The organism is Paenibacillus zeisoli, from assembly GCF_003994465.1.
GTDB lineage: Bacteria > Bacillota > Bacilli > Paenibacillales > Paenibacillaceae > Fontibacillus > Fontibacillus zeisoli.
This window is the reverse complement of sequence record NZ_RZNX01000006.1, coordinates 192,942-218,026: the sequence shown is the minus strand read 5'-3', so window position 1 is coordinate 218,026 and position 25,085 is coordinate 192,942. Positions and strand designations below refer to the sequence as shown.

Here is a 25,085-nt window from a genome sequence, read left to right as displayed (position 1 = left end):
AAAGGCGAACACTCCGTTTCTCCGGAATCGCCCGACCCTCTCCGCTCGGCATTAGCTGAGAAGGATAAAAAGGGCCACATAGCTGGCTTTCGGCGCCTGCATAAGAAGATCTAGCTGCAACAACCAGTAAGTAATTCAATAGCTAGGCACAACAAAAACCACCGAATCCGGGCCTTATTCCCTCGGTGGTTTTTGTTGTGCCATCCTCCTGTTCCTAGATCAAATATCAGAAAAGGAACTGATCAACTTGCTACTTATTTCAACTTATCCTACTTCACCAAAGCCAGCGCCAGGCCGTCATAGGCCGGCAGGAAAGTACTCATCAATCGTTCGTCCTGAGCAATGGTCTCGTTGAATTTGCGCATTGCCTGCACGGAAGGGCCGTTCTTGTCCGTGTTCAGCGTGCGGCCGCGCAGCAGGGTGTTGTCCCCTGCGATGATCGCTCCGGGACGTGCCAGCTGGATCGCATACTCCAGATAATTGGGATAATTCTCTTTATCCGCATCGATGAAGAAGAAATCGAACTTGTCCCCCTTGGCATGCAGCGCCTCCAGGGAGTCCAGAGCCGGGCCGACCATATAGACCGCTTGGTCGGCATAGCCGGCTTCACGCATGTTGTCGTGAGCCAAATCCGCATTCTCCTGGCTAATCTCCAGGGAGACGATGCGTCCTCCCGGGGCTAATCCGCGCGCCAGGCAAATGCCGCTATATCCACCCAGTGCTCCGATTTCGAGCACGGACTCCGCCTTCGACATTTGCACCAGCATGGTCAGGAGACGTCCATAGCCTGGCACGATGGAGACGTCCTGAATTCCTGCTGCCGCAATGGACTCTTTTACCCTGAGCAGAGTCTCGTCAGCCTGATACAAATCCTCACTATATTGTTCTGGTGTGATCATGAAGATCATTCCCCTTTCTTGAACCGAAATCGGGTACAAACATCCGGGCTCTTGAAGCGAAAGCCCAATTGTATGTTTATGTACATTGTCCTATACTATACTGAATGAACATCAACAGATAAATTGTATGATTATTAAGGCATTCCCACAAGTCAAAATGGAGTTGAGATCATGTCAAGGCAATTAGAATTAATCGCGACAGCACCGATGGGTCTGGAATCCATTGTTGCCCGTGAATTGAAGGATTTAGGATATGAAGATGTGAGTGTAGAGAACGGACGTGTTAATTTCACAGGCGATTTCATTGATATCTGCCGCTGTAATCTGTGGCTCCGGACTTCGGACCGCGTGCTGGTGAAAATGGGGGAGTTCAGCGCTGTAACGTTCGACGAGCTGTTCGAGGGAACCAAGGCGCTTCCTTGGCAGGACTGGATCCCGGCCCATGGCGAATTCCCGGTCGAAGGCCGGTCGCATAAATCCCAGCTCAGCAGCGTCCCTGCCTGCCAAGGCATCGTCAAGAAAGCCATAGTCGAGAAGCTGAAGGAAACCTACCATACCGAGTGGTTCGAAGAGAACGGCCCAAGGTATGTGATTGAAGTTAATCTTTTGAATGACAAAGCGTTACTTACGTTGGATACAACTGGTCCCGGACTGCATAAACGCGGTTACCGCAAGCATGCGACAGAGGCTCCGCTGAAAGAAACTCTGGCAGCCGCCTTGATTCTGCTCAGCCGCTGGGGTCCGCACCGTCCGCTATATGATCCATGCTGCGGATCGGGCACGATTCCAATTGAAGCTGCCATGATCGGCTGGAACATTGCTCCCGGCTTAAGACGCTCCTTCAATTCCGAGAATTGGCCGGTGATCGGTGAGGAGTTGTGGCAGGAAGCACGCGAAGAAGCCTTCGATGCGGTACGTGATGACATCCCGCTTCAGATTACAGGCAGCGATATCGATGGGGAAGCGATTGAGATCGCCATGGCGGCTGCGAAGAGCGCAGGACTTGGCAAAGAAATCACATTCAAAAGACTTCCCGCAGCCAGCATCACCCCAGAAGGCGACTTCGGCTGTCTAATCACCAATCCACCGTATGGTGAGCGTATTGGTGAGGAGAAAGAAATCCGGAAGCTGATCTCCCAGCTCGGCAGAGTAGCCGCTGGACTTCCAACCTGGTCTTTCTTCGCTATTACTCCGACCAAGCAATTTGAGCAGGACTTTCACAAAAAAGCGGACAAGCGCCGCAAGCTGTTCAATGGCCGGATCGAGTGTCAATATCTTCAATTTCTTGGGCCTCTTCCCCCTCGTCGTTAGCACGAAGGGGAACTTGTCCATGTAAAGGAAGGAGCGCTAGGGATCGAAGTGAATTTACTAGAAAAAAGCGGTGCTGGTTCATCGTTGAGACGTGTGTTTCAGTATCGAAATCTGGAATACTTACTATTTATCGCCGTCATAGTATGGAAGCTGGCTTACATGCATTCACATCTGCATGCGAACAACATCGACATGAGCAGACTCGATTATGTTATTGCCATCGGCTCCATTATGGCGGCTTCCTTCTGGACGTTATGGCTTCCGAGAAGAGGCCGTGGCATCGCGCTTAGCATCTTGAATCTTCTGCTAACTGCCCTGATCTTCTCGGACCTGGTATACTATCGGTACTTTCAGGATTTCATTACTATTCCGGTGCTGCTGCAGGCCGGCCAGGTAGGTGAACTGGGCGGGAGCATCCGCGAGCTGATCCACTGGACTGATATCTGGTTCTTCATCGATTGGATCTTCTATATTCCCATGATCTTCATCCTGGCTTCCCGTAGACGCCGCAGCACTGTATATGAGCGTGGAGCTAGAATAAGTGATTCTCGTCTAAAGAGAATCACCCGGCGTCTGATCACAGGAATGGTCACCTTAGGCCTCGGTCTTGCGCTGGCCTTAGGGCCGATCCATTATTATACTTCTACCTGGGCTGTCGGTCTTTTTGCCGGGAACTGGTGGAATATGGCGCTCTACAATGTAACAGGGCTACTCGGGTTTCACTATTATGATGCTTACAAGTACGGCCTTGAGCACTGGGGTCCGAAGAAACAGCTGTCGGATCAGGAACTTGCAGACATTAAAATGTGGTATGACAAGGCAAGCTCGGATCGCCCGGTTATGAACGAGACTTACGGAGCGTACAAAGGCAGTAATGTGATGGTCATCCAGGCCGAAGCCTTCATGAACTTCATGATTGGCAAGCAGGTGAACGGTCAGGAGATCACCCCGAACTTCAATAAGCTGATGAAGGAAAGCCTCTACTATTCCAATTATTATCATCAGACCGGACAGGGCCGGACTTCCGACGCCGACTTCTCCTCCCACAGCTCGCTGCATCCGCTGCCAACCGGGTCTGTCTTCACCCGTTACCCGGACCATCAATATGATGTGCTGCCCCAGATTCTGAAATCAGGTGGGTACACCACCGCGGCTTTCCATGCCTATGACAGCAGCTTCTGGAACCGGTATACGATGTATAAGAACATGGGTTATGACCGCTTTTACAGCAAAAAGGATTACGTGATCGATGAGCCGCTCGGATGGTCACTTGGAGACAAGTCCTTTTTCAAGCAATCACTTGAGTTCATGGGCAAGGAGAAACAGCCGTTCTATTCTTATCTGATCACGCTGTCCAGCCATCATCCTTATTCCCTGCCCAAATCTGTACAGCAGCTTGATGTAGGCGAGTTCTCCGGAACGATATTCGGAGATTATCTCGAAGCGATTCATTATACCGATGCGGCGCTTGGTCAACTCGTTGATCAGATGAAAGCCGAAGGATTATGGGACAAGACGATCTTGTACTTCTATGGCGATCATGATAACTCAATCAAAGATAAGTCTTATTATGAGAAATTTCTGGGCAAAAGCTTGACGGACCTGGATATGGAGCAAATTATGAATCAGGTTCCGCTGCTCGTCCACCTGCCTGACGGGAAGCATGCCGGGGTCTATGATGAGCCTGCGGGGCAACTCGATATGACTCCGTCCTTGCTGCATCTGCTGGGGATCTCATCCAAGCCTTACTATATGATGGGAAATGATATTTTTGATGATCGGAGTAAGATGGTTGTTCTAAGATCTGGCGCGTTCACCGACGGGGCCATCTACTATATTCCTTCAGCAGACGGTGTGTTCGAGAATGGGACGTGCTATGACCTAAACACCCGTCAGAAGACCGAGGTGGAGCGGGCAAGAGCCGGATATGAGGAAGCCAAGAAGCAGCTCGATTATTCAGATAAGACGATTATGTACGATTTGATACAGAAGTTCGAGGAAGCTGTTCCGCAGGGTCGTTAGACCGGCGGGCAGCTTTTTTGCCTTAAATATAGATTATCATCAAAATGTAAGCTTCAGCGCAGCTGCATGTTAGACAGGCGTTAAATTCCCAATAAGTGGAAAAAAGCCCGTCAAGCGCTTCGGCTTGTCCGGACTTCTATGGATGTTCCCAGTACCCATCGGCGCTGGCCCCTATACACGGGGCTTCTTCACGAAAGGCTGGGCTTTCGCAAGCACTTCATCTTCTGTTGGTGCGCTGACATAGCGGCCATTAATATAGACGAAAGCCCGTTTGCCACAAGGACCGCAGTAAGACTTACAGCCGACCTTGATCTCGGCATCTGGAGCCATCTTCTGGAGCTTGGGTACGAGCGTCTTCAGACGGACGTAATTGCATTTATCGCATACGCGGATATCGTTAGCCATGCTGCTTCCCTTCTTCTATAAAAACTAGTAATTTCATGATTCCTAGGACACATTCTAATACAACGTATAAAGTCAATAAACGTATTGTACCTTAACTCGTCAGGATGGCGCAAGATGATGGATCACAGCTTTTTTGCAGCTCAGAAACAATTCACACTCTTGCCTAAATGTAATTCTTAAGTCAGCTTATAAAGTTATGCACAAAAAGACCGCGCAGGGCGTATCAGCCTGTGGCCGGTACGCTGCGAAGTCTTATTACTCCTAAGTCACTGCCGCTTAGATTAGTGATCCCCGTGATTGCCTTTGGAAGGGTTCGTGATGACAAATCCTTCTTCCGGAAAATACAAGTAATCAATCTTCACACCTTCCAGGAACGGGTCGCTCAGATCCACGATTACATCGATTTCTTTGTCCGTGGACACTACCGTATCCTTATCTGAAGGCTTGACCAAATCCAGACCATAGTGAGCATGGTCCCCATGAGAATGCGTGACGAATACTTTCAGCGCAAGACCTTTGCCCTGGTTCTCTTCCTTCTCAAATTCTTTCTTTATGATTTTCGCAGCGTTGCGTGTAATCTTGACACTCATGGCTTTCTCTCCTATTCGTATGTTAAACCTAATATGGCTATTGTAAATAATCTGCCCCCCGCATGCAAGGAGCAGACCACAGGTCCATCAGGAATAAGGAATCTTACAGGAGTGGATACTTCTTCTCAGCGCGAGTAACGAACCAGTTCATCAAGAACATCGACACCGCGATATCATCCAGCGGCATGAAGGGCATCACATCGGGCAGTACCCAATAGAGCCCCGCCGGAACCAGGAACAGCAGCTTCTCGGACAAGGGTATTTGGGAGGACGTGATGAGTCTAGGCAGCCGGCGGAAAATATGGGCCCAGCGCTTGAGCGACCATAATTTTTGAAGTTTCATGTATGTCCCCTCCTATCAAATAAAATGATAACATCAAGGTGCAGTCGTAACTACGGGAAATGCTTGGACTTTCGGCCGCTGTTGCCTCCGGATTTCCTGATTATAGATAGGGTGGTCGAAATCCGGAGACAAAGGTNGGGAAATGCTTGGACTTTCGGCCGCTGTTGCCTCCGGATTTCCTGATTATAGATAGGGTGGTCGAAATCCGGAGACAAAGGTATATGCTTCCGATGTAGCTTTCTTGCAGAAAGCTTGTAGGCGGTCGCTTGCGCTCCTACAGTTCCAAGCTTCCCCTCCGTTACAGCACCCTTAGGTGTCATTTAATTTGTATAAGTTGAATTTAAGAATTACTAATAGGCAAGAGTGTGAAATGATTCCGGAGAAGCGGAGCGTTCTGAAAGCTTTCTGAAAGAAAGCTACATCGGAAGCATACGCTTTGTGATTAGACTTCTACCTATAAAATTTCAATGAAGAAGTCTGAGAACAACAGCGATCGTAGGAACATTTCACACGGCAGCCTACCATGTAAATCATTAGTTCAACTTATATAAGTTCAAATAGTCTACCCATAGGATACCCGTTTTCCTGGTTCCTGAATAATTCAGGATCGCATCGCTTCCGCGAACAGTTCGGATACTTCCGCATAGATTCTCTCGAAATCGGCTGGCGGCAGGGGATTGACGCCTTCTCCGGCCTCAATTGTGAAGCCCGGTCTTCTAAACTCCTTGATGAACCAATCCTTGTACCCGGCATCACTCCCGGTCAGCTTAACTGCTCGGTAACCCGATGCATAGGAGAACCGGTGAGCCAGCTTCTGAGATTCATAAGGTTCCAGATCCCGGTAGTTCCAGTAGATCTCCTTGCCCTGCGTATGCAGGGATAGAGCCAGCTCGAAGTTCTCCCACCGGGTCAGTTCCGCAAGCGCTTTCGCTTCGGGCTCTGTAAGGGGCGCCGAACCGCCATAATCCTGGGATGCAGGCATGTGGATCCCGCGCCTCTGCTGTTCCTCTTCCCAATAGGCCGGGAACTGGTCATTTAGGTCCACCCCGTGAATATTCGCCTTCCAGCGGCTGAAGTCCATGCTTCCTTTATTCCAGCTGATCAGTTCATCTGCATTGGCGTGGGAGGCAGTCACACCTTCTTGAGATAAATTCACCCCGTCCGGATTGACCATGGGCACTGCCCACAAGGTGAACTCCTTCAGCCACAAGCATGCTTCTGTGCTCCAGCGCTCCGTAGCCACAGCGCTCGACGCGGCGATCTCTTCCACGAATCGCAAAAGCAGCGGAGAAGTGATCCATTCATTCGCATGCACCGAGGCGTTCATATGAATGGCACGAGGTCCGGTGCCCAGGCGAAGACAGTGAATGGGCTTGCCCATGACACTTCGTCCGATCTCCAAGACATCAAGATCAGGGTAAGCGCACTGCAGCTGCTTGAGCTGCTGAATGAGGTCTTTGTACAAATATTGATTTCCTACCTGAACAATTCGTCCTCTGCCATGTTGCGAACAGAATTCCATGAACCCACCTCTTTCCACATTTTTAACGCCTGTACGGAAGAGCATATCAGTTAAAATGCAGTGTTTCTTTTCTACCATTGTATGCTCGGGATACTTCGCCATGTTAATGACCAGAACAGCAAATACCCCGGAGAACCTAAGTTCTACCGGGGGTACTGCCAAGCTGAATATTTATATAAAACACAGTTAAATTTCCGCATATATGAGTAAAGTCATAACTTCGGGGGAAAGTTTGTTTCAATTATCCGCTCCGCCCACGTTTACTCTGAATATTTTTATTCTAACTGCGTTTTATATATGTTGTCTTCCGGGTCTTTACCCTACAGCACAGGATTCTGCCATACAACAGGCGTAAGATTGATATGTTCACCAAGCCACTCACATGCAATGGACTGGAACATTTCCGCGTCCCCGCTGCAGAAGAACTGATGAATCGGCGTCTCTTCGCCGCGGGCGAGCTGGCCTTTCTGGTACAATACCGTGCTGATCTCCCGCGCTGTTTCATCCGCTGAACTGATCAACTTAACCTTAGGTCCCATTTCAAGCTGAATCGCTTTCTTAAGGAAAGGATAATGAGTGCATCCAAGGATTAGGCAGTCGATGTTATTCTGCTTGATTTCTTTGAGGGCATCCCTTACGACTTCCGCCGTCTCCTGCGTATCGAATACCCCCCGTTCCACCAGCGGCACAAGTGTAGGACAAGCCTCACTTACCACATGAATATAAGGAGACAGCTCTTTAAGAGCCGCAGGATAGGCGCCGCTTTGAATGGTTCCTGCCGTACCGATTACACCGATATGTCCTGTCTTCGTTGCACTGATGGCCGCTCGGGCTCCAGGGCGAATAACCCCGATGACTGGAATGGAAATCTTGGATGCAATGTAGTCGAGCGCAGCCGCTGTAGCTGTATTGCAGGCAATCACGATCATTTTTGGATTAAATTGAATTAAATAGTCAACTATCTGCTCCGTGAACAAGCGAACTTCTTCCGGTGTGCGAGGGCCGTAGGGAGTACGTGCCGTATCTCCAAAGTAGATGACCTTCTCCCGGGGGAGCTGTCTCATGACCTCTTTCGCTACCGTCAGTCCTCCTACTCCCGAATCTAGTATTGCGATAGCTTGCTGCACGAACATCCCGCTTCCTTTTTCATAGGTTGATATGGAAGGAACTTAACTTAATTGGCTTATACATTCGTTCGTTCCATATGATTCTCACCGTTACTTTATGACATCCGGTCACAAAGCGTACCTAAATATTAACCCAATTTATGCGGGGGGACAAGGAAAGTGGAATATCTTACAAAATGCAAATAAGACCCCGAAGGGTCTTATGCTATATGGCAGTTACTTGAACACTTTCAGCAAATTACTTGACGGCTTCGGCAGACTCCGTTAATTCTGCATCAGTGGACTCGTTATTGTTCTCCGAAGCGGAGATTTGGACCACGAGCTCCTCCTCACTCACGCCTGCTTTAACTTTTTTCTCACGAAGTGCTTGAATGCTGCTGACTACATCATGAGCCTTGTCTTTTACCTTATTGATCACTTCGGAAGTATGCTCACCCACCTTGCCTGCAACCTCACGGGATTTGTCGCTAACCTGACGCGCACCGTCCGCGATGTCCTTGCGTAGCTCACTGCCTTTCTTAGGAGCGAGCAGCAGGGCTGCCGCCGAACCGATTACACTTCCTACAAGCGCGCCCAACCAGAAATTCTTTTGACTCATTTAACATCTCTCCCTTTCGGCACCCGGATATCTAAGACCAGCTTCATCAGGGCGAATGCCTATATTGTTGATTCATTATAAGCAGCCTGGGCTCGTCTTGACACAGATGAAGATGAATTTCGGGGAAATTATTCTGAACGCAAATAAAAAAGCCCAAACCAAGATCCAATGACCATGATTCAGGCTTATTTTGCTGATTGGATGCCCGGACTTATCTGTTGACCCGGCTGCCACAGCATTTATTTAAGTTCTCGGTCCAGGTAATCTCTAACCTTCACCGCAAAAGACGTAAGCGCATCCGGCAATCCGGCCACCAGCTCACTCAGCCCATCTTTGCGCCAGTCAAAATACTCCTGAACCAGTGGCCTGCGAAGCCTAACCAGCTCTGTCAGCAGCTTGGCAAGCTGGCCGTCAACGACTTTCTCATCCAGCATGATGTCGATGATATCCTCATAGCTGCTGGCATCCCGCATGATGAAGCCGTCGATGAGATAGCTCCCTACATCGGTCACGACTTCAATACCCAGATGCAGCGCTCTCTCCTCAGCGAAGGCATAGAGAAGCTCCAGATTCTGATTTTGCTTGGCCTCGGCCTGATTCAGCACCTCGATAATCTGTGGAATCACGTTAAGCCGCCGCTCAATCTGTTCCCGGTTCACATAATACATCAGTCAGAACCCCTTAAAATTCAAAGTCTACAGCAACCTGTGATTCACGCACCTGAACCATATGCTCAATCACTTTCTTGTGCTCAGGATGAACCTGATAGCCCTGAAGATCTTCAAGCGAAGCGAAGGTTGTAATCAGTGCAATATCATAAGAGCGCTCGGAGTGGATGACATCGGAGCCAACCTGAATATCCACCAGCTGCTCTACTTTCCCTTCCAATCCGCGAAGTACGGATACGGTTCTCTCTACACTCTCAGGCGAAGAATCTTTCAATTTGAACAGGACGACATGCTTAATCATTTCGCGTTCTCTCCTTGTAGTTCGAAATGGTGTTTCAAGTGGATAACCCTTAGGAAAATATATCATGGTTGGGGGAAAAGCAAAAGTTAACCGGCTGTATTCAGTTGTAGAATTAGCAACGAAGCTTCGGGTAGAATGACCTTATATCACAACTTATCTAATTCATGTATCGTCTATATATAGAATAAGCCTTATTTAAATCATAGGAGCTGAAAGTATTCCATGAGAAGACACGCAATGATACTATTGTTGCTTGCCCTATTCGTTACAATCCTTACAGTTGGATGCAGTCGCGAGACTAAACAGGCCGACATCTACACCGCTGCCGGGAATATAGCTTCTTTAGAGAGAACAGGCGGAGTTACAGATGGAGTACGCTCGGAATATGTAGTCAAGCTTACTGAGCTAAAGCTAGCTCCGCAGAACTCAGATCAGCAAACTGGCTTTTTCTCGGTTACTAAGAATACCGTGATTTATCGAACTACTCACAACAAAAAGATAAAAGTTAATGTTCCAGCAATCGAAATAGGGAGGCATGCCGAAATCACCTGGCGTTTCGCTAATGATCATCTCATTGAAGCATTAGAAATTGATATGAAATAACAGCTTAACTTGTGAATCTCTAACAATTTAAATGTAGTTGTGTTTCTCAAGTTCCATTTGCATCTACCTGTCTAATCCTCAAAAAACAGCGGCAAATGCGCCATATGCGCCTCCAGCATCTCATCAAGAATCGCCCTGCCAACGGCGACCGAAGGCACCAGGGGATGGTGCGTTATCGCCTGCAGAGCAAGATCCCGATCACCGCTTACTGCGGCCTTGATCGCCATGCTCTCATAGGCCTTCACCGCATGAAGCAGGCCTTTCACATGCTCGGGAACATTTGTAGGCATCAAGGGAATAGGGCCCTGCCCTGTAACAACGCAGTTAATCTCGATGCTGGCATCCTCCGGCAGGAAATCGTATACGCTGCCATTCGGTACGTTCAGCGTCTGAATATCATTGCTGCCTTGATACAGCGAGCGCATCAGCTTCACAGCAGCCTCGGAATAATAGGCGCCGCCGCGCTGTTCCAGCTGCTTCGGCTTCTCCTCGAGCGCCTCATCCTTGTAGAGCTCGAACAGCTCCTTCTCCACCCGGCTTACCACATCCGCCCGGGTTCCATCTCGTCCAAGTGCTTCTTTCATTTCTTCATACTTTTCGGTCATCATATAGTAATATTTCAGATAATAAGTTGGAACCGCACCAAGGGAACGCAGGAAGTCACTATCCCAGCCTACGGTAGGCACATTCTTTGCCGAATACTCGCGGTCTCCGGCTAGAATCTCGGGCAGCTTCTCTTCCCCATCAACCAGTGCAGAGGTAACCCAGTGCAGGTGATTAATCCCCACGAACTCAGGCAGTACACGGTTCTCATCCACGTTATACACTTCGGCAAGGAACTTCTGGAAGTTGATGGGTGAGTTGCACAGACCCACTGTCTTCACTTTCGAGTATTTCGTAACTGCCTCTGTGATCATACCCGCCGGATTCGTGAAATTAAGCATCCAGGCATTCGGCGCAAGTTCTTCGATATCCCGGCAGATGTCCAGAATTACCGGAATGGTGCGAAGTGCTTTGAACATCCCCCCAGGACCGGTGGTCTCCTGACCGACAACCCCGTGACGAATCGGAATATGCTCATCAAGCTTCCGGGCTTCCAGCAGCCCAACACGAATCTGTGTACTTATGAAATCCGCATCCTTGATTGCCTCGCGGCGGTTCAACGTTAAGTGTACCTCCATGTGTATGCCCGCCTTGCGGACCATTCGTCTAGCCAGATTGCCGACAATATCAAGCTTCATCTTGCCTGCTTCGATATCCACCAGCCACAGCTCAGCCACCGGCATGTCGTGATAGCCTTGAATTAAGCCTTCCACTAATTCGGGAGTATAGGACGATCCTCCACCGATCACCGCAATTTTCAGTCCTTGCTTGTTAATCATTACACTCGCTCTCCTTCCGATTTAGAAAACGAAAATCGCTCCAGCATCCGAATCACTTTCTCATTGGCTGGGTACCCCGCTTCATCCATAGCACTGAGCACAGCACCCGCCACTGGCTCCATCTTAATCCGAGACACCGCAGCCTTCGGGGCCGTCTTGCGGAGTTCTTGCTTAATTGCTTCTATCATGCTGTTCTGTCCGCTTTTCGCAAGCACACTGCCGCCAAGAACCACATCGAATACCTCATCCTGCATACCAAGGCGGCGGATTAATGCAGCTGCCGCATTGCCGTGCTCGGTCCCCTGCTCCCACAGGAAGGACCGGGCCAGCTCATCTCCCTGCCGGGCAGCCTCGAATACAAGCTCGGCAAGCCTGAGCGGAGGACGTAACTGATCATCCAGGGCGGCGTCCAGCATATGTGGAACTTCAGGGAAATCGGTCTCCCGCAGCACCAAATCGTGCAGCAGGGTCGGCTTGCCGCGCCCATCCCAAGCACGTACAGCAGAGCGGAAGGCGAAGTCCGCCAGACTTCTGCCTGACCCATGCCCATCACCGAACAAGTAGCCGAAGCCCCCATACTGAAGCTCTTCCCCAGACCTGTTCCGGGCAGCTGCGTTGAAGCCGCTCCCGCTGATAATCACCGCACCATAAGACCTTGAAGTTCCTGCACGCATAGCGATCATCGTATCACAGGTAATCCGGTAATTAGGGAATCCAAGTGCCCCAATCATGGGCCGCAGAATCTTATAGTCCGGTTCCCGGTCTGCCCCGGCAAGCCCGAAATACGCATAGGTCACATCTTCAGGTGATACCCCCGCCTCGTCCAGAGCTGATCGGCAAGCCAATGCAATATTCTCCTCAGCCTCCTTGATACCGGTCTGATGGTTCCCGTTACCTGCAGCACCTTGGCCCATGACTTGTCCGTTACTATTCACGATCAGACTGTGCGTCTTGCTTCCTCCCGCATCTACTCCAAGGTAGCAATTCATCCCACTCATCACTCCTTCTCCCTTACAGGATACAAAAAAAGAACTATCGCATTCTTCTGCAATAGTCCTCTCAATTGATACTATCTTACTATTCTCTTCGATCCCCATGCAGGCGTCTGCGCATAGTGGAAGGCGAGACACCGAAATGCCTGAGGAACAACCGGTTAAAGTTCGATAAATTACGAAAACCACAGGAGATCGCAATATCAAGAATAGGATCGCTCCCCTCTTCAAGCAGCCGCACAGCATGAGACAGCCGCAACTGGACCAGATAATTCAGAGGCGAGCTGCCCGCCGCCTGACTGAATAACGTGCTGAACCGGGAAGGACTGAGGTGTACAAGATCAGCAAGCTCCCGCAGCGTCCATGCTCTGGATAGATCTCCTTCCATATTGCGGATAACCTCCCGCATCAGCTCAAGCTGACGGGGCGGCATGAAACCGGCCGAAGCGGGGTCTGCATCGAAATGCCGGTTGACCTCAGCCAGGAAGAGCATGAGCTGCCCGATGATGACCGAACGGCTGGAACGCTTATTCTGTATATATTCCTGATAAATATTCTCGATATAAGTTATCATCACCTGACTCTGAGTATGACCGTTCACAATATGATGAGACGGGCTGGAATCATGGCTACGAAATGGTAAAAGCAGTTCAGGATCAAACCTTTGTCCGCCCGCAAGCAGCTGCGGATTGAACATGATGACAATCATTTTGAGATCATGCCCCTCATAAGCCCGGTGCAGATCATTCGAATCAATCAGGAACAGATCTCCGCGCTCAAAAGGGTATTCCCGGCCGTTAATCACATAAGTGCCGCTTCCTTGGGCAATTAGGTTAATCTCAAGCGCTCTGTGCCAGTGCAGGCGCTGAAATGAAGGGGAGACTCCAAATGTACAGGAGGCCGTAAGCGGGAATTCAGCAGGAAGATATATGTCATCACGGGCAATGGGACTCAGATTCAACGGTTTCAATGCGGGATCTCCTTCCTGACATGACAAGACAAGTTAATACGATATGAATCTATTGAATCATACCCCCACTTACTTAACAACCAAGAGGTCCTCAGAGATCGAAGAACTCAAGAATGATCTGGACAATGTGTTCAGAGGCGTATCCATCCCCAAATGGATTGCTGGCTTCAGACATCATTCTGTACGCTTCCTTATCATCAAGCAAAATAGCCATCTCACGATAAACACGCTCGGTCCGTGTTCCTATACATCGAAGCGTTCCTGCCTCCACTCCTTCAGGCCGCTCGGTCTTCTCCCTCAGGACAAGAACCGGCTTGCCAAGGGATGGCGCCTCCTCCTGAATCCCGCCTGAGTCCGTCAATACGAAATGACAGCGCGCCATGAAGTTGTGCGTAGCTACAACATCCAGCGGTTCGGTGAGATGAATTCTTGCCTTACCGCCAAGAATCTCCCCCGCCAGCTTCACGATCTCCGGATTCGGATGAACCGGATAGATGAACTCCACGTCCTCACGCTCTGCGGCAATGCGCGCAACGGCTTCGAACACTTCTTTCATCGGATTGCCCCAATTCTCTCTCCGGTGCATCGTCATGAAGATCCATTTGCGGGACTTATCCAGCTTCGCCAGGAGCGGATGATTGAACTTCTCCTGGATGGTCCACTGGAGGGAATCAATGACCGTATTGCCGGTAACATGCACATTCGCAATCCGGTTCTCGGCGGCGAGCTGAAGTCCGGACTGGACGGTTGGCGCAAAATGCAGATCGGCCACCCGGCCGATGAACTCCCGGTTCATCTCCTCCGGATACGGCGCGTATTTATCATAAGTCCGCAGGCCTGCTTCTACGTGTCCAATTGGAATTTGTGAATAATAGGCGGCAAGTGCGCCCATAAATGCGGTGGTCGTATCCCCATGAACAAGGACTAGCTGGCATCCCGACGAACGGATCACCTTCTCAAGACCTGTCAGCACCGATACACTGAGCTCGGCCAGGCTCTGTCCCGGCTTCATCAGATCCAGATCATAGTCGGGCTTAATCCCGAATACCTCAAGCACTTGGTCGAGCATTTCTCTGTGCTGGGCTGTCACACATACAACCGGTCTGAGGCCGGGGGTACGCTCCAATACTTTTACAAGGGGGGCCATCTTGATCGCCTCTGGCCTCGTACCGAATACAACGAGCACACGAACCTCTTCCATCTCTATAATCTCCTCCTCTAGCAATATCGGGATAGTATATGAGAGTGCGCCGCAAAGCGTATCCGCAGAGGACCTCAAATGAGCTTCCTTCCAAATAAACAGACTCTTTCAGCCGCTTGCTATAACCAACTATTTTTGCCATGAGGCGGGCCATTGGCGTTATTCTATGAAGCTAGTAATGCATAGGATGGAGCAAGCTTTCACAAAGGAGGGAAAAGCATTTTGGCTGTCATTATTTATCCCAAAACTATGAATTGGACATTTATGAAACAGCGGCCTCAGCAGCTGATGACCCAATTCGGAGCTCTGGGACATCAAGTGTATTTCGAGAATCTGGCGCCGCTCTCCCCCCATCTACAAGAAGTTGAGCCTGGCGTTCATCTGTTCACCGATCACCAGAGCTTTATGTCACGGACGCTTCCACGCCTGCGCAAGGAACAGCCGGTAGTGGTCTGGACGACCTGGGCCAAACAGCGATCCAGGCTGACCTTATTCAAGCCGGACGCGGTAATCTATGACTGCTGCGATGAATTCCCGCACTGGGCAAAGTATGAAGCCAAGATGGTTGAAGCATCTGATCATCTTGTAGCGACGGCGAAGTCTATTAAGACACGGCTTGAACTGGCTTACCCTGACAAACCCGTCACGCTAATTCCCAATGCGGCGGATCAAAGCTTGTTCGATCTCCCGCCGAGCGCACGGCCTTCCGATCTTCCTGAAGGCCCGATTGTCGCGTATATCGGCGCATGGGCTTACTGGGTTGATCATGCCTTGTTCGAGCAAATCGCCCGCACCTACCCTGGAGTTAACTTCGTCTCCATTGGAGCTCCTTATGGCGATATTCCATCTTATACGGAGCTTCCCAATGTTCATGTGCTCGGCGAGAAGCCGCACAGTGTACTGAAGCAGTATTTTCCTCATATTGATGTCGCTATTATTCCTTTCCTATATCATCCGATCACGCTGGCTACCAATCCGGTCAAGGCTTATGAATATTTGGCCACCGGGGTTCGCGTGCTGTCCACAGCACTGCCCGAATGCATTCATATGGAGCCTCATGTAACTACGGCGACGACGCATGATGATTTTACCGCCAAGCTCGGTCATATGCTCGCCACGCCGGATTCCGAAGCGAACCGGAATGCAAGAACCCAGTATGCCCGGCAGAATCGCTGGCAGGAACGGGGAATCGCAGGAGATGAGGTTATTTCCGAGGTTCTCCGCAAGAAATCCTTACTGTAATGAACGGGCTGGACTCCCTAATTGAAAAAAAGGTGATGGCGATCCCTGAGTCCTTGCTATTCGATCCAAGGTTGTATGCTGACCGGCTAATACGTCTGCTGGAAAAGAAAACCCACCCCCAAGGGGAGTGGGTACTCTGGAATCCTGCGGCGGTTGCGGTCAGCAGGCCTGTAATGGATTGGCTTGAGCGGCAGATCACCGGGATGCCGGAACTTAATCATATCCGGGTTATTGCGCTGGAAGGCGCTCGGGCAGTTGCCGGAAACCAGCAGAAATCCAGGCGGCTCTTGGTGCATGAGGAAGCCGCCAATGCCTCGCATTCGCCTGCTGGGGCTCATGCACCCTGTGTTCCTTTGATATGGCGGCGGGATTACTTGCTTCAGGAGCTTGGTCGTGCTTTTGATCCTTTGCCTTCGGCACTCTATCTGCCCTACGAGATCATGCCAATGGATCCGCATCAGATCGCAATTATCCCTGTTCCGCCAATTCTTCATCGCAATGAAATCGAAGAACAAACTCCCCCAGATCCAGCGCACCGTCCACTTCATTCCGGGATACGATGGCGGGTGATCCCTTCCCGCCCCCAGCTTGAAGGTGTGGTGCCTGTTATCGCCAACAGCCGTGTCTACCGCCAAGCGGCAGATACCGGGCTGGAGGGCGGCTGGTCTAGCGTCCAGCGGCAGGGTGGCGGCGGAGATGGACCAGGAACTGGGAGCAATGACCCCGCTGGGGCGAGTGGCGAAGATGAGCCGGGGGTGCACAGCGGTTGGCCCGCTCTTCGCCAGACCGGGAGTGGATTTGCCTTCCATCGGTCTGGCAGCGCGAACGATCCGGGAACTGGGGCGAGTGGCGGCAAAGCCGCCCCATCCCAGCCTGGGAACAGCTCTGGCCTTGCACGGCATAGCGGCCGTGATGCCGTGCCCGGTGCCGGGGCAGAAGGCGACCGAACCACCCTTGCCCAGACAGAGAACAGCCCTTCCCTTGTTGCACGGCAGGGCGGCCATGAAGCAGAACGAGGCGCCGGAGCAGAACGGAGACCGTCTGCCCCACCAACCCATACCAGCCCGGCTGTCTCCATCCTTCTGCCGGTCTACAACATGCGGGCTTCGCTCGGATGGGCGGTAAGGTCGGTTCTGGCCCAGACCTTACCGGACTTTGAGCTGCTCATCGGAGATGACGGCTCGGAGGATGGGTCGGCAGATCTGCCGTACCTGCTAAGCGACCCGCGGATTCGCATTCATCGCTTCTCCCCTAACCGGGGCAAGGTGTTCGTGCTTAACGAACTACTAGCCTTGGCGCGGGGCAGGTATGTGCTGGAGCTGGACGGGGACGACTGGCTCCAGCCCGAGGCGGCGGCGCTGCTCACCGCCGCCATGGATGGCGCGCCGGAAGCGGCCATCGCGACCGGCGCCAGCGGCCTGTGGCAGGGCACGCGCCACCTAGGCCCCTTGTGGCGCGGGGCCTTGCCTTACCGCGGGCACCGCGCGGACGCTGATGCGGCCGCCCCGCTGGTGCCGCGGCTGTACCGCGCGGCGATGCTGCGCGGGATCGGCGGCTGGCCGATTAGAGCCGGTGCGGATGCACGGCTCTTCGAGGACATTGCCGTCTGCGAGGCGCTGCTCGCCGAGCATCCGCACCCGGCCGTCATAGATCGGCCGGTGTATCACCGCGTACTCCGCGCTGACAGTGTCAGCCAGCGCGGCGGCGCGCGGTATCCCGCCTGGTTCAAAGCCCAGGCGGATAATATGAAAGGAGGACATCCGCAATGAATATTGCTGTCTGTGGTTATTACGGGATGGGCAATTTCGGTGATGATCTGTTCCTGCGTACTTTTCAGCAGGTCTTCTATCCGCACCAGGTCTATCCCTGGAACTCGCAGCTTGATCCAGATAAGACGGACGCCGTCATCATTGGAGGCGGCGATCTGATTACCCCCTATGCTTTCAACAGATACTATTTCCCGCCTGAACTTAGAGACAAACCCACCTGGCTGTACGGAGTCGGCATCGTGGATGCCTATCCCGAGGAGAGCTGGCCCGCCGCTCAGGTCGGACTGTACCGCGAGACCATCAGCCGCGCGAAGCGGGCGATATTCCGCGATTCAAGATCTGCGGATATTGCTAGACGTGCTGGCTTCCACAAGAACGTGGAAGTCGCACCGGATATGGCTTTTGGCTACAGGCAGCCGCGATATCCGTATAAGCAGCCCTCGCAGCTGCCTACAATCGGCATCTGTGTGTTCGCTTATGATTCCTTCCCGTTCGATTCCTTTGTCACACTAATGAAGTCCTTATCGGAACGGGGATATCATCTGCGTCTTATTCCAGCTGTAAACCATCCGAATGGCGGAGGATACTCTGACTATCCGATGTGTGTCCGGCTCAAAAACCGGCTTAGGGAGCTGCGTCCGGGTGCATCTATTGATATTTTGCCGCTGCTGCTCGATCTGGACCTGACCTACAGTGCAATCCAATCCGTCGATTATTTAATCAGCTTCAAACTCCATCCAACTCTGGTTGCACTGCGCGCAGGCATCCCAGCCTTAGCCTTCAGCGGGATGAGCAAGATTAAGAGCCTGCTTGCGGCATTTGGACTGGAGCAATATTACTGCAACTACAAAGAACCTCTTGAAAGCTTCAACCCGGTTATTGATGACTTTCTTGCTAACGGCCCGAATCTGGTTCGCTCACGTGCACGTCAGTTCCGATTAACCGAGCGGGAGAGCTTCAAGAGTCTGCTGCGGCTTCGTAAAGATATTGAGAAGTACCTGCTGTGGCATGGAAAATAGACCTGATTTAAGGAGGAATTCACATGTGGTTTTTTGGAATTGGTCATCTTAGACGAGAAGTGAAGCATCTTGCGAAATCCGTACGGCATCTGACGGAGCGTCTGGATGAAATAGAGAGAAATCTGGCTTCCGGCTTGTTCCCAAATCCTGCTCTGCAGGAGGTTCTTCAGGAAAAGATCGGGCAGACCGTCACGATCAGCACCGCCAGTGCAACCGTGGAAGGTATTCTGCTGACCGCAGGAACCGATGCCTTAGAGATCCGTGAGTCTACAGGGGATTTGGTGCTCATTCCTTACTCCCGGATCACTGTTCTGCAGTAACTTTAAATAGACACCTAACACCTATGAGAGGAGCTTGCTCTATGAATTTCCGTAAGCTTGCCCAAGGCTTCGTTGGCAAAGAGGTTGAAGTTCTGACACCTAACGATCTAATCTCCGGCACTCTGATCTCGGTTGGCGATACCACCGTGCTGCTAAAAGTACCCCCTGTCATATACGGTCCGCCGACGGATCTCGCCATAATTCCTTTACAGGCTGTAGAATTTATTCGTGTCGTAGCCTCTTAAAGCAGTACAGCAAAGCCCCGGGAATTCACACTTCCCGGGGCTTACATATTATCCTGGCATGACTCTACAGATACCCAATTGAGAGTAAGGGCATCCGGTCCCGAACTTCATCCCTTTTTTGTTGATTATGGTCTCAATTACATACACTCACGTACAATTCTCTTGATTCTGTCAAGCCCTTCCCACATGTCCCCGGGACCGTCATAAATAAGAACATAGGACCCTTCGTAGCCTTGGTCTTTGACTGCGGTTAAGCATCTTCTGAATTCGTCCTCATCCGGAACCCCATTCTCATCGTAACGAGCTTTCGCATGGACGGATACACTATGGGGTATTGTATCTGCAATCTCTGCATATTTAAGCGAGCCTTTGAAATTTCCAAAATCAGTGATCATTTTCATACCCTGGCCCGTTCTCTCAAGAATCTGAAGGCAGGTTGACGCGCGAGACGTGAGCGCTTTGAAATTCTCCGTAATGACCTCGACTGCATAAGATTTGGCGTACTCAGCCAGTTCAGACAAGACTTCTGCAGAGCGCTGAATCGCCTCCTCATCCGAAGAATCAGCCTCACCGGCGATAACCCGAATCTTCTTGGCCCCGCTTAAGGAGGCAATCTTGATCCAGCTGCGGATATAACCTATGTCCGATTCTCTTCTTACTGGATCGACAGTCGTAATATCACCATAATCAAGAAGCAGGGTGTCGAACTGTACTCCAGCTGCCTGGAAAGCTTCTTTCAGTTGATTCAGGTATACTGGATCCACAGCCAGAAAATGAAAATGACATATCTCGACAGCCTGGTACCCCCTTCGGGCCGCTTCAGCTGGCAGCTCCAGCAGAGTAAGGATTTGGGGTTGATCCTGAATATCCATTTGCTGAGTCTCGTTCACAGCATCCCAGATCGTCAACCTCAGGGGTCCGAGTAGCCGATGAAGGCTCCAGGTGCTTACGGATAATTATGACATAAGGATCACTCTCCAAATCTCTAATTTTTTAGAATTCAATATCATTCCAGCATAATCAGTACCTCATTACAAGTAGAGAATTTATAGGTATTGGGCTGCAACCCGACTCCTTAATCCTCGTATAATCCTTAGAAGGAGTGGTCATTTCCATGTCAAACCCTATGCCTATTGGGCCAAATTCGGAAACACAAGAAGAATTGAGAGTCATGCTTAAAGAGATAGAGTCTTGGGAGAAAAGCCAGAAGGATCTCTGGTTCTGGGAGAAAATCGGGCGGCTGCCCTTTATGCTGTTGGATCGCCTTACCCCCAAATTCATACAGAAGAAGCTCGGACAAGCTATGGATGAAATCGGCGGCTTCGTGCAGACCGGCGGACAGTATCTGATCTCCGAGTCAGCCGTGCTCAGCAAGCTTCGTAGTGAAGCGGTCCGCAGAGCCGGCGACGGGGCTTCCCATGTAGAGATTGAAGATCCATTAACCCTGGAGTCGGCCCGCCATCTGCCGATCACCGTTATGGACAAAACCAGTGATGAACTGGTCCAGAGCCGGGCTGCCTTCGCCACCGCCCAAGGGGCAACGACCGGATTCGGAGGCTTATTCACCTTAGCCATTGATATCCCTGCCATCCTAGGGTTGTCTCTTAAGACAATCCAGGAGATTGCCATTACTTATGGTTATGATCCCAAGGAAAAGTTGGAGCGCATCTTCGTGATAAAATGCCTGCAGTTCGCTTCGGCCGATATTGTCGGCAAGAAAGCCGTGCTTGAGGATCTGGCCGACTTCGGTAACGAGAACCGCCAGCGGGAGTCGCTCTCCCAGCTTCAAGGCTGGCGCGAAGTAATCGCTTCCTACCGGGACAACTTCGGATGGAAGAAGCTGTTCCAGCTTGTTCCTGTCGCAGGAGCACTCTTTGGCGCCATCATCAACCGGGGGACGCTCCAGGATGTAGCCGAAGCAGCTACCATGCTCTACCGGAAGCGGCGAATTCTTGAACGCCTGCGGGAGCTGGAAGCTTAGAGAGGGTGGATTCCCTGGATTCTTTGGGGCTGCCTCGACTGAATTCTTTGAGCTCACTTACAGTAATCGTATGCTTTACCTGACTTCCTTGGGCTGCCTGTCCAAGGATCGATACAGCACTTTGGCAGAGATAGGGGCCGTCCCAATTGCAAAAATTCAAAGCTTATAGACAACTCTTCTAAGAAATGGAGGCAAAGCTCTAGCCCAAGGAAGTCATCCTTGGGCTGGAGCTTTGCTGTTTGGGTCTATCGCTTGTTTCCTCAGGATATTGTGGGCGGGTGAAAGCCCGCCCACCTTCAGACTCACTTTCGAAAGACTTGGCAAAGAGTGAATCCATAGAGGGGGTTCTTGTTTTATGGTTCGTTGAAATTTCGCTCAAATTTCGCCGAAAGTCTGCGGAGAGACAGACTTAAGGACAAGCGAAAGCGGTCGCCTTTGTATTCGGATATATTCCACTGAAAATCATTCTATATATCCGAATACAACAGCGATGGGAGTAACGTTCGTTCTCGGAGCTTTTAGAACACAAACCGAACTCCTTAACAAAGAGCTGTCTTTTTCTCTACTGCCAAAAAATTTGCCAACCAATTAAGGGAACTAAATTTTGGTTTCTTTTGTCTAATGAGTAAGAGGTGAAGAAATTGGAACAAACACAGTGGGAATACATGATTCATATTGATCAGATGACTCCTTCGGATCTTCATGATCTCATGAATGCCTTCGGTCAGGATGTCTGGAATCTGGCCTATATCCTGACTCGAAGGCACGATTTGGCGGACGATATTGTGCAGGATGTTTTTCTAAAGGCTTATTCTTCGATTCATACGTTTCGCGGACATTCGGCGATCAAGACCTGGCTCCTGTCCATTACCCGCAACACATCTATTAATTATTTGAGATCCGCCTTTGTGAGAAAAGTCACCCTTTTCGAGTGGATTAACACTAAGGAGTCCTCCCCCTCAGCAGAGCAGAAAGTGATGGAGTATACCTTCTCATCGGAGATCTGGGATACCGTGCTAAAGCTGCCGATCAAGCTGAGAGAAGTCCTAATTCTCCATGCGAAATACGAGATGACTACCAAGGAGATCGCCGCCATGCTCCAGCTGTCCGAAGGTACCGTCAAATCCAGATTATTCAGAGCCCACGGAAGAATGGCCGCGTACCGAAAGGAGAGTGCTCTCTATGAGTAAGGGAACCGAAGAGCTGTATGATCAATTGAAGCAGGGCCCTTTTCAGCACCGGACGTTCACCAAAGACCATATGAACCGTATCGTCCATGAGGCAACTAAGCAGAATAAGCGTTCATCCCCTACCAAATCCAGGCTAGTCTGGGCTGCGGCCGCTTTTGTAATCATCATCAGTATTGGAACAATCTATGCGTATCTAAAGGGAAATCCGGCCGCTAAAGAGGTTGTTGCGACTCCTCCTATCGTCAGTCCGAAGGTTCAGGAATCAACAAGCGACATACCCGTGAAGCCCGACAAACCTAGCGGACAGCTGGGGGAACAGCTTCCTTTCACTGCTGAAATGGTGGAGTCAATTACGGTTAAGCCCTCAGGTAAAAGCACTGAAATTGCCGTTCCGAAGTCACGTTACACAGTGATCACAAACGGATTATATTGGGAGGACCTCTCCATCGCCAAGGCAGAAAATGACACTCCTGACGACAAACAGGTACAGATTCGAATTCATACCTCCAAAGGGGTTTACAGCGTGCCCTACAGCCTGGACAGCAATACTTATCAGCTTGGAAGTGCTCGCTACTACGCGGATGACCAAATGCTGCGCTTGATGTCTGGGCTGCTCGAACCTGATTCAGACCTGGCGAAGGTCGAACGGCTCTCGGCTGCAGCGCAGGAGGAAGTAGACAGAGGCGAAATGAAGCGAAATGACAACCTAACCTATAAGGCCGAACGGTTAAATGTAGACGGGAAGGATACTAACGGCTGGCTCAGTCAACTTGGACTTCAATCAAAGAGCTACACTTTCGCGAAGAGGTACTATAATAGCTTGACCCAACGTGTGAGCAACGTACTCTATTATAAGGAAACAGGCATAATTGCTTCGGCAAGTGAGGTCATTTTTCTGGACAGTAAATTCCAGACCCCGGATGGGATCAAGGTCGGTCTGACCAAGCAGCAGGTGCAGTCTAAGCTCGGGAAGCCGAATATGGAGACTGACTCCAGTTGGGATTACCGCGTAGGCGACTCGTTAAAGTTCCATCTGTATTTCGAAAATAACGAGGTGATCTTCATTTCCCTGACTATGCCCGCGTAAATCACCTGCCCAGCAAGAGAGAAGAGGCCTTCCGAACACCCGGAGAGCCTCTTCTTCTGTAACTCTATTTTGCTATAGATTCAGATCACCGGTCACTGGACCTGGACCTTCTCTCCATCTTTCAGCGTATACTGACCTGACACCACCAGCTTATCCCCGGCTGATGCCCCCTGAATCTCCTGATAAATTCCGCTCAGTCTTCCGAGTTCGATCTTCACCTGCTGAACTTTGTCTCCTTTCAGCACGAATATATAACTATGGTCCCCATCGCGGACGATGCTCCCTGTAGGGACAGCGAGAACGCTCTCCTCTTCTTCTGTAGTTAATTGAACCTGTACTCTGGAGCCAGGAACAAAGAAGGCGTCTTTGTTATCCGCTGTCAGCTGAAGAGTATATAACCGGGTAGTCGTGTTTGGAACGCCGGAGAGATAAGCAACTCGGACCTCCCGCTTATTTTGCGGCTGATCGGCATAATAGACACGGACGGTCTTCTTTCCCTTGACCAGCTGCGCCAAATCTTCGCTAAGCTCAGCTTGAATCGTTACTTGATTGGCATTAAGAATTAAGCAGGCCTTGCTTCCCTGTGTTATGCTGGCTCCTGCCGTTATGGCCAGCTCGGCCAGCGTTCCGCTGGATGGGGCTGTAATATTATAAGTATCCAGGGTCGCTCTTGCCTGCTCGAGCGATACTTTGGCTGTCTCGAGTTGAGATTTGGCGGCAGGTACCGAGCTTTTGGATTCCAGGAACTTGAGCTGTACCTTTGAGGTTTCCAGATTGTCTTTGGCTGTGTTGTACAGCTCTTCATTATTTGCCCGGGTTGCTTCCTTCAACTGTTTCTCATAACCGCTGATGGTCCGCTCCAGCTGTGCCCGGTTCGATTCCAGTTCTAGCTTGGCTGAACTCAAAGCTCTCTCCGCACTGGACACCGAGGCCTCTGCTGTTGCTACAGATAAGCGGGCTGTCCCGGAGGAGATCCGGGCAATAACTTGACCTTTCGTAACCTTGGCCCCATTATTCTTAAGTATTTCGGTTATTGTACCCGATGCCTCTGCAATGACACCAACCTGTACCGAGGCATTCACATCCGCGACCTGCTCCCGGGGAGGGCCCATCGAATGCACTCCAATATCCTCCACCTTAACTTTAGAGATCCCGGTTGTCCCCTGTACCGGTGACACCGTCGAGGCTGAGGTACAGCCGGCTGCAACGGTTGCCGTTAGTACAAGGCAAGCTGCTGTTATTATCCATTTGGCCGTGCGCTTCTTCGGATTCAATCTCACCATCATTCACCTTACCCT

General features: G+C 50.8%; 27 protein-coding genes. 11 read left to right on the top strand and 16 right to left on the bottom strand.

Annotated features, from left to right (window positions below; genetic code table 11):
• Positions 1-269: 269 nt before the first annotated feature.
• Positions 270-899, bottom strand: a complete 630-nt coding sequence (locus EJP77_RS15030) for an O-methyltransferase (protein WP_127200058.1) — start codon at positions 897-899, stop codon at positions 270-272.
• A 171-nt stretch (positions 900-1,070) separates the two neighbouring features.
• Here EJP77_RS15030 and EJP77_RS15025 point away from each other — a divergent pair, with 171 nt between their 5' ends.
• Together EJP77_RS15025 and EJP77_RS15020 are read left to right on the top strand one after the other, a co-directional pair.
• Positions 1,071-2,210, top strand: coding sequence for a THUMP domain-containing class I SAM-dependent RNA methyltransferase (locus tag EJP77_RS15025; protein WP_127200057.1), 1,140 nt, complete (start codon positions 1,071-1,073; stop codon positions 2,208-2,210).
• Between the two features lie 42 nt (positions 2,211-2,252).
• On the top strand, positions 2,253-4,232 hold the full coding sequence (locus EJP77_RS15020; protein ID WP_425464253.1) for an LTA synthase family protein: 1,980 nt from the start codon (positions 2,253-2,255) through the stop codon (positions 4,230-4,232).
• Positions 4,233-4,403: 171 nt separating this feature from the next.
• Here the strand turns inward: EJP77_RS15020 and EJP77_RS15015 are convergent, their stop codons facing one another.
• The 8 genes from EJP77_RS15015 to EJP77_RS14980 all read right to left on the bottom strand — a co-directional run bounded on the left by EJP77_RS15015 (position 4,404) and on the right by EJP77_RS14980 (position 9,786).
• The gene (locus EJP77_RS15015) at positions 4,404-4,637 is read right to left on the bottom strand and encodes a YuzB family protein (RefSeq protein WP_127200056.1); all 234 of its coding nucleotides are present in this window, start codon (positions 4,635-4,637) and stop codon (positions 4,404-4,406) included.
• A gap of 281 nt (positions 4,638-4,918) precedes the next feature.
• Entirely contained in the window at positions 4,919-5,227 is a 309-nt protein-coding gene (locus EJP77_RS15010; protein ID WP_127200055.1) for a HesB/IscA family protein, read from the bottom strand.
• 103 nt (positions 5,228-5,330) lie between these two features.
• Positions 5,331-5,570 carry a hypothetical protein gene (locus EJP77_RS15005; protein WP_127200054.1) on the bottom strand — a complete coding sequence of 80 codons (240 nt, stop codon included), beginning with the start codon at positions 5,568-5,570 and terminating at the stop codon, positions 5,331-5,333.
• Positions 5,571-6,171: 601 nt separating this feature from the next.
• Entirely contained in the window at positions 6,172-7,092 is a 921-nt protein-coding gene (locus EJP77_RS15000) for a M14 family metallopeptidase (protein WP_127200053.1), read from the bottom strand.
• A gap of 320 nt (positions 7,093-7,412) precedes the next feature.
• Positions 7,413-8,225 (bottom strand): glutamate racemase, encoded by an 813-nt coding sequence (gene racE / locus EJP77_RS14995; RefSeq protein ID WP_185897361.1) that lies wholly within the window; start codon positions 8,223-8,225, stop codon positions 7,413-7,415.
• Between the two features lie 232 nt (positions 8,226-8,457).
• Positions 8,458-8,817, bottom strand: a complete 360-nt coding sequence (locus EJP77_RS14990) for a YtxH domain-containing protein (protein ID WP_127200051.1) — start codon at positions 8,815-8,817, stop codon at positions 8,458-8,460.
• A 239-nt stretch (positions 8,818-9,056) separates the two neighbouring features.
• The gene (locus tag EJP77_RS14985) at positions 9,057-9,485 is read right to left on the bottom strand and encodes a DUF86 domain-containing protein (protein WP_127200050.1); all 429 of its coding nucleotides are present in this window, start codon (positions 9,483-9,485) and stop codon (positions 9,057-9,059) included.
• A gap of 13 nt (positions 9,486-9,498) precedes the next feature.
• The gene (locus EJP77_RS14980) at positions 9,499-9,786 is read right to left on the bottom strand and encodes a Dabb family protein (RefSeq protein ID WP_127200049.1); all 288 of its coding nucleotides are present in this window, start codon (positions 9,784-9,786) and stop codon (positions 9,499-9,501) included.
• 222 nt (positions 9,787-10,008) lie between these two features.
• On the opposite strand from EJP77_RS14980, the gene EJP77_RS14975 reads away from it, so the two are divergent.
• The gene (locus EJP77_RS14975; RefSeq protein ID WP_127200048.1) at positions 10,009-10,389 is read left to right on the top strand and encodes a hypothetical protein; all 381 of its coding nucleotides are present in this window, start codon (positions 10,009-10,011) and stop codon (positions 10,387-10,389) included.
• Positions 10,390-10,460: 71 nt separating this feature from the next.
• On the opposite strand, the gene EJP77_RS14970 is transcribed toward EJP77_RS14975, so the two are convergent.
• The 4 genes from EJP77_RS14970 to wecB all read right to left on the bottom strand — a co-directional run bounded on the left by EJP77_RS14970 (position 10,461) and on the right by wecB (position 14,934).
• On the bottom strand, positions 10,461-11,771 hold the full coding sequence (locus EJP77_RS14970; protein WP_127200047.1) for a 6-phospho-beta-glucosidase: 1,311 nt from the start codon (positions 11,769-11,771) through the stop codon (positions 10,461-10,463).
• Entirely contained in the window at positions 11,771-12,769 is a 999-nt protein-coding gene (locus EJP77_RS14965; protein WP_342773024.1) for an N-acetylglucosamine kinase, read from the bottom strand. The genes EJP77_RS14970 and EJP77_RS14965 overlap by 1 nt, the downstream gene beginning before the upstream one ends.
• Before the next feature lie 79 nt (positions 12,770-12,848).
• Positions 12,849-13,733, bottom strand: coding sequence for an AraC family transcriptional regulator (locus EJP77_RS14960; RefSeq protein ID WP_127200046.1), 885 nt, complete (start codon positions 13,731-13,733; stop codon positions 12,849-12,851).
• Positions 13,734-13,824: 91 nt separating this feature from the next.
• The gene (gene wecB, locus EJP77_RS14955) at positions 13,825-14,934 is read right to left on the bottom strand and encodes a non-hydrolyzing UDP-N-acetylglucosamine 2-epimerase (protein ID WP_127200045.1); all 1,110 of its coding nucleotides are present in this window, start codon (positions 14,932-14,934) and stop codon (positions 13,825-13,827) included.
• Between the two features lie 222 nt (positions 14,935-15,156).
• On the opposite strand from wecB, the gene EJP77_RS14950 reads away from it, so the two are divergent.
• The gene (locus EJP77_RS14950) at positions 15,157-16,176 is read left to right on the top strand and encodes a glycosyltransferase family protein (RefSeq protein ID WP_127200044.1); all 1,020 of its coding nucleotides are present in this window, start codon (positions 15,157-15,159) and stop codon (positions 16,174-16,176) included.
• 625 nt (positions 16,177-16,801) lie between these two features.
• Here EJP77_RS14950 and EJP77_RS20715 read toward each other — a convergent pair.
• Positions 16,802-17,254, bottom strand: a complete 453-nt coding sequence (locus tag EJP77_RS20715) for a hypothetical protein (protein WP_185897360.1) — start codon at positions 17,252-17,254, stop codon at positions 16,802-16,804.
• A gap of 19 nt (positions 17,255-17,273) precedes the next feature.
• Between EJP77_RS20715 and EJP77_RS20710 the strand changes: the two genes are divergently transcribed.
• Genes EJP77_RS20710 through EJP77_RS14930 form a run of 4 tightly spaced genes read left to right on the top strand, consistent with a single transcriptional unit; the run spans position 17,274 to position 19,529 of the window.
• Positions 17,274-17,945, top strand: coding sequence for a glycosyltransferase family 2 protein (locus tag EJP77_RS20710; protein ID WP_185897359.1), 672 nt, complete (start codon positions 17,274-17,276; stop codon positions 17,943-17,945).
• A complete protein-coding gene (locus EJP77_RS14940) occupies positions 17,942-18,964 on the top strand; it encodes a polysaccharide pyruvyl transferase family protein (protein ID WP_127200042.1) in 1,023 nt (340 codons plus the stop codon). The genes EJP77_RS20710 and EJP77_RS14940 overlap by 4 nt, the downstream gene beginning before the upstream one ends.
• Positions 18,965-18,987: 23 nt before the next feature.
• Positions 18,988-19,284: a hypothetical protein gene (locus EJP77_RS14935; RefSeq protein ID WP_127200041.1), complete on the top strand. Its 297-nt coding sequence runs from the start codon at positions 18,988-18,990 to the stop codon at positions 19,282-19,284.
• Positions 19,285-19,325: 41 nt separating this feature from the next.
• Positions 19,326-19,529, top strand: coding sequence for a hypothetical protein (locus EJP77_RS14930; RefSeq protein WP_127200040.1), 204 nt, complete (start codon positions 19,326-19,328; stop codon positions 19,527-19,529).
• Positions 19,530-19,666: 137 nt separating this feature from the next.
• Here EJP77_RS14930 and EJP77_RS14925 read toward each other — a convergent pair whose 3' ends face one another.
• Positions 19,667-20,437, bottom strand: a complete 771-nt coding sequence (locus EJP77_RS14925; protein WP_246021899.1) for a sugar phosphate isomerase/epimerase family protein — start codon at positions 20,435-20,437, stop codon at positions 19,667-19,669.
• 263 nt (positions 20,438-20,700) lie between these two features.
• Here EJP77_RS14925 and EJP77_RS14920 point away from each other — a divergent pair, with 263 nt between their 5' ends.
• The 3 genes from EJP77_RS14920 to EJP77_RS14910 all read left to right on the top strand — a co-directional run bounded on the left by EJP77_RS14920 (position 20,701) and on the right by EJP77_RS14910 (position 23,787).
• Positions 20,701-21,510 (top strand): EcsC family protein, encoded by an 810-nt coding sequence (locus tag EJP77_RS14920; protein ID WP_246021898.1) that lies wholly within the window; start codon positions 20,701-20,703, stop codon positions 21,508-21,510.
• Between the two features lie 641 nt (positions 21,511-22,151).
• A complete protein-coding gene (locus EJP77_RS14915; RefSeq protein ID WP_425464251.1) occupies positions 22,152-22,700 on the top strand; it encodes an RNA polymerase sigma factor in 549 nt (182 codons plus the stop codon).
• Positions 22,693-23,787 carry a hypothetical protein gene (locus EJP77_RS14910; RefSeq protein WP_127200038.1) on the top strand — a complete coding sequence of 365 codons (1,095 nt, stop codon included), beginning with the start codon at positions 22,693-22,695 and terminating at the stop codon, positions 23,785-23,787. Before EJP77_RS14915 ends, EJP77_RS14910 begins: the two co-directional genes overlap by 8 nt.
• Positions 23,788-23,879: 92 nt before the next feature.
• On the opposite strand, the gene EJP77_RS14905 is transcribed toward EJP77_RS14910, so the two are convergent.
• Positions 23,880-25,073, bottom strand: coding sequence for an efflux RND transporter periplasmic adaptor subunit (locus EJP77_RS14905; protein WP_127200037.1), 1,194 nt, complete (start codon positions 25,071-25,073; stop codon positions 23,880-23,882).
• Between the last annotated feature and the right edge of the window lie 12 nt (positions 25,074-25,085).

Coding starts and splice junctions, on each gene's coding strand:
- EJP77_RS15030 (WP_127200058.1), bottom strand. CDS start 899: ATGATCACACCAGAACAATATAGTGAGGATTTGTATCAGGCTGACGAG.
- EJP77_RS15025 (WP_127200057.1), top strand. CDS start 1,071: ATGTCAAGGCAATTAGAATTAATCGCGACAGCACCGATGGGTCTGGAA.
- EJP77_RS15015 (WP_127200056.1), bottom strand. CDS start 4,637: ATGGCTAACGATATCCGCGTATGCGATAAATGCAATTACGTCCGTCTG.
- EJP77_RS15010 (WP_127200055.1), bottom strand. CDS start 5,227: ATGAGTGTCAAGATTACACGCAACGCTGCGAAAATCATAAAGAAAGAA.
- EJP77_RS15005 (WP_127200054.1), bottom strand. CDS start 5,570: ATGAAACTTCAAAAATTATGGTCGCTCAAGCGCTGGGCCCATATTTTC.
- EJP77_RS15000 (WP_127200053.1), bottom strand. CDS start 7,092: ATGGAATTCTGTTCGCAACATGGCAGAGGACGAATTGTTCAGGTAGGA.
- racE (WP_185897361.1), bottom strand. CDS start 8,225: ATGTTCGTGCAGCAAGCTATCGCAATACTAGATTCGGGAGTAGGAGGA.
- EJP77_RS14990 (WP_127200051.1), bottom strand. CDS start 8,817: ATGAGTCAAAAGAATTTCTGGTTGGGCGCGCTTGTAGGAAGTGTAATC.
- EJP77_RS14985 (WP_127200050.1), bottom strand. CDS start 9,485: ATGTATTATGTGAACCGGGAACAGATTGAGCGGCGGCTTAACGTGATT.
- EJP77_RS14980 (WP_127200049.1), bottom strand. CDS start 9,786: ATGATTAAGCATGTCGTCCTGTTCAAATTGAAAGATTCTTCGCCTGAG.
- EJP77_RS14975 (WP_127200048.1), top strand. CDS start 10,009: ATGAGAAGACACGCAATGATACTATTGTTGCTTGCCCTATTCGTTACA.
- EJP77_RS14970 (WP_127200047.1), bottom strand. CDS start 11,771: ATGATTAACAAGCAAGGACTGAAAATTGCGGTGATCGGTGGAGGATCG.
- EJP77_RS14965 (WP_342773024.1), bottom strand. CDS start 12,769: ATGAGTGGGATGAATTGCTACCTTGGAGTAGATGCGGGAGGAAGCAAG.
- wecB (WP_127200045.1), bottom strand. CDS start 14,934: ATGGAAGAGGTTCGTGTGCTCGTTGTATTCGGTACGAGGCCAGAGGCG.
- EJP77_RS20715 (WP_185897360.1), bottom strand. CDS start 17,254: ATGGAGACAGCCGGGCTGGTATGGGTTGGTGGGGCAGACGGTCTCCGT.
- EJP77_RS20710 (WP_185897359.1), top strand. CDS start 17,274: ATGCGGGCTTCGCTCGGATGGGCGGTAAGGTCGGTTCTGGCCCAGACC.
- EJP77_RS14940 (WP_127200042.1), top strand. CDS start 17,942: ATGAATATTGCTGTCTGTGGTTATTACGGGATGGGCAATTTCGGTGAT.
- EJP77_RS14935 (WP_127200041.1), top strand. CDS start 18,988: ATGTGGTTTTTTGGAATTGGTCATCTTAGACGAGAAGTGAAGCATCTT.
- EJP77_RS14930 (WP_127200040.1), top strand. CDS start 19,326: ATGAATTTCCGTAAGCTTGCCCAAGGCTTCGTTGGCAAAGAGGTTGAA.
- EJP77_RS14920 (WP_246021898.1), top strand. CDS start 20,701: ATGCTTAAAGAGATAGAGTCTTGGGAGAAAAGCCAGAAGGATCTCTGG.
- EJP77_RS14910 (WP_127200038.1), top strand. CDS start 22,693: ATGAGTAAGGGAACCGAAGAGCTGTATGATCAATTGAAGCAGGGCCCT.
- EJP77_RS14905 (WP_127200037.1), bottom strand. CDS start 25,073: ATGATGGTGAGATTGAATCCGAAGAAGCGCACGGCCAAATGGATAATA.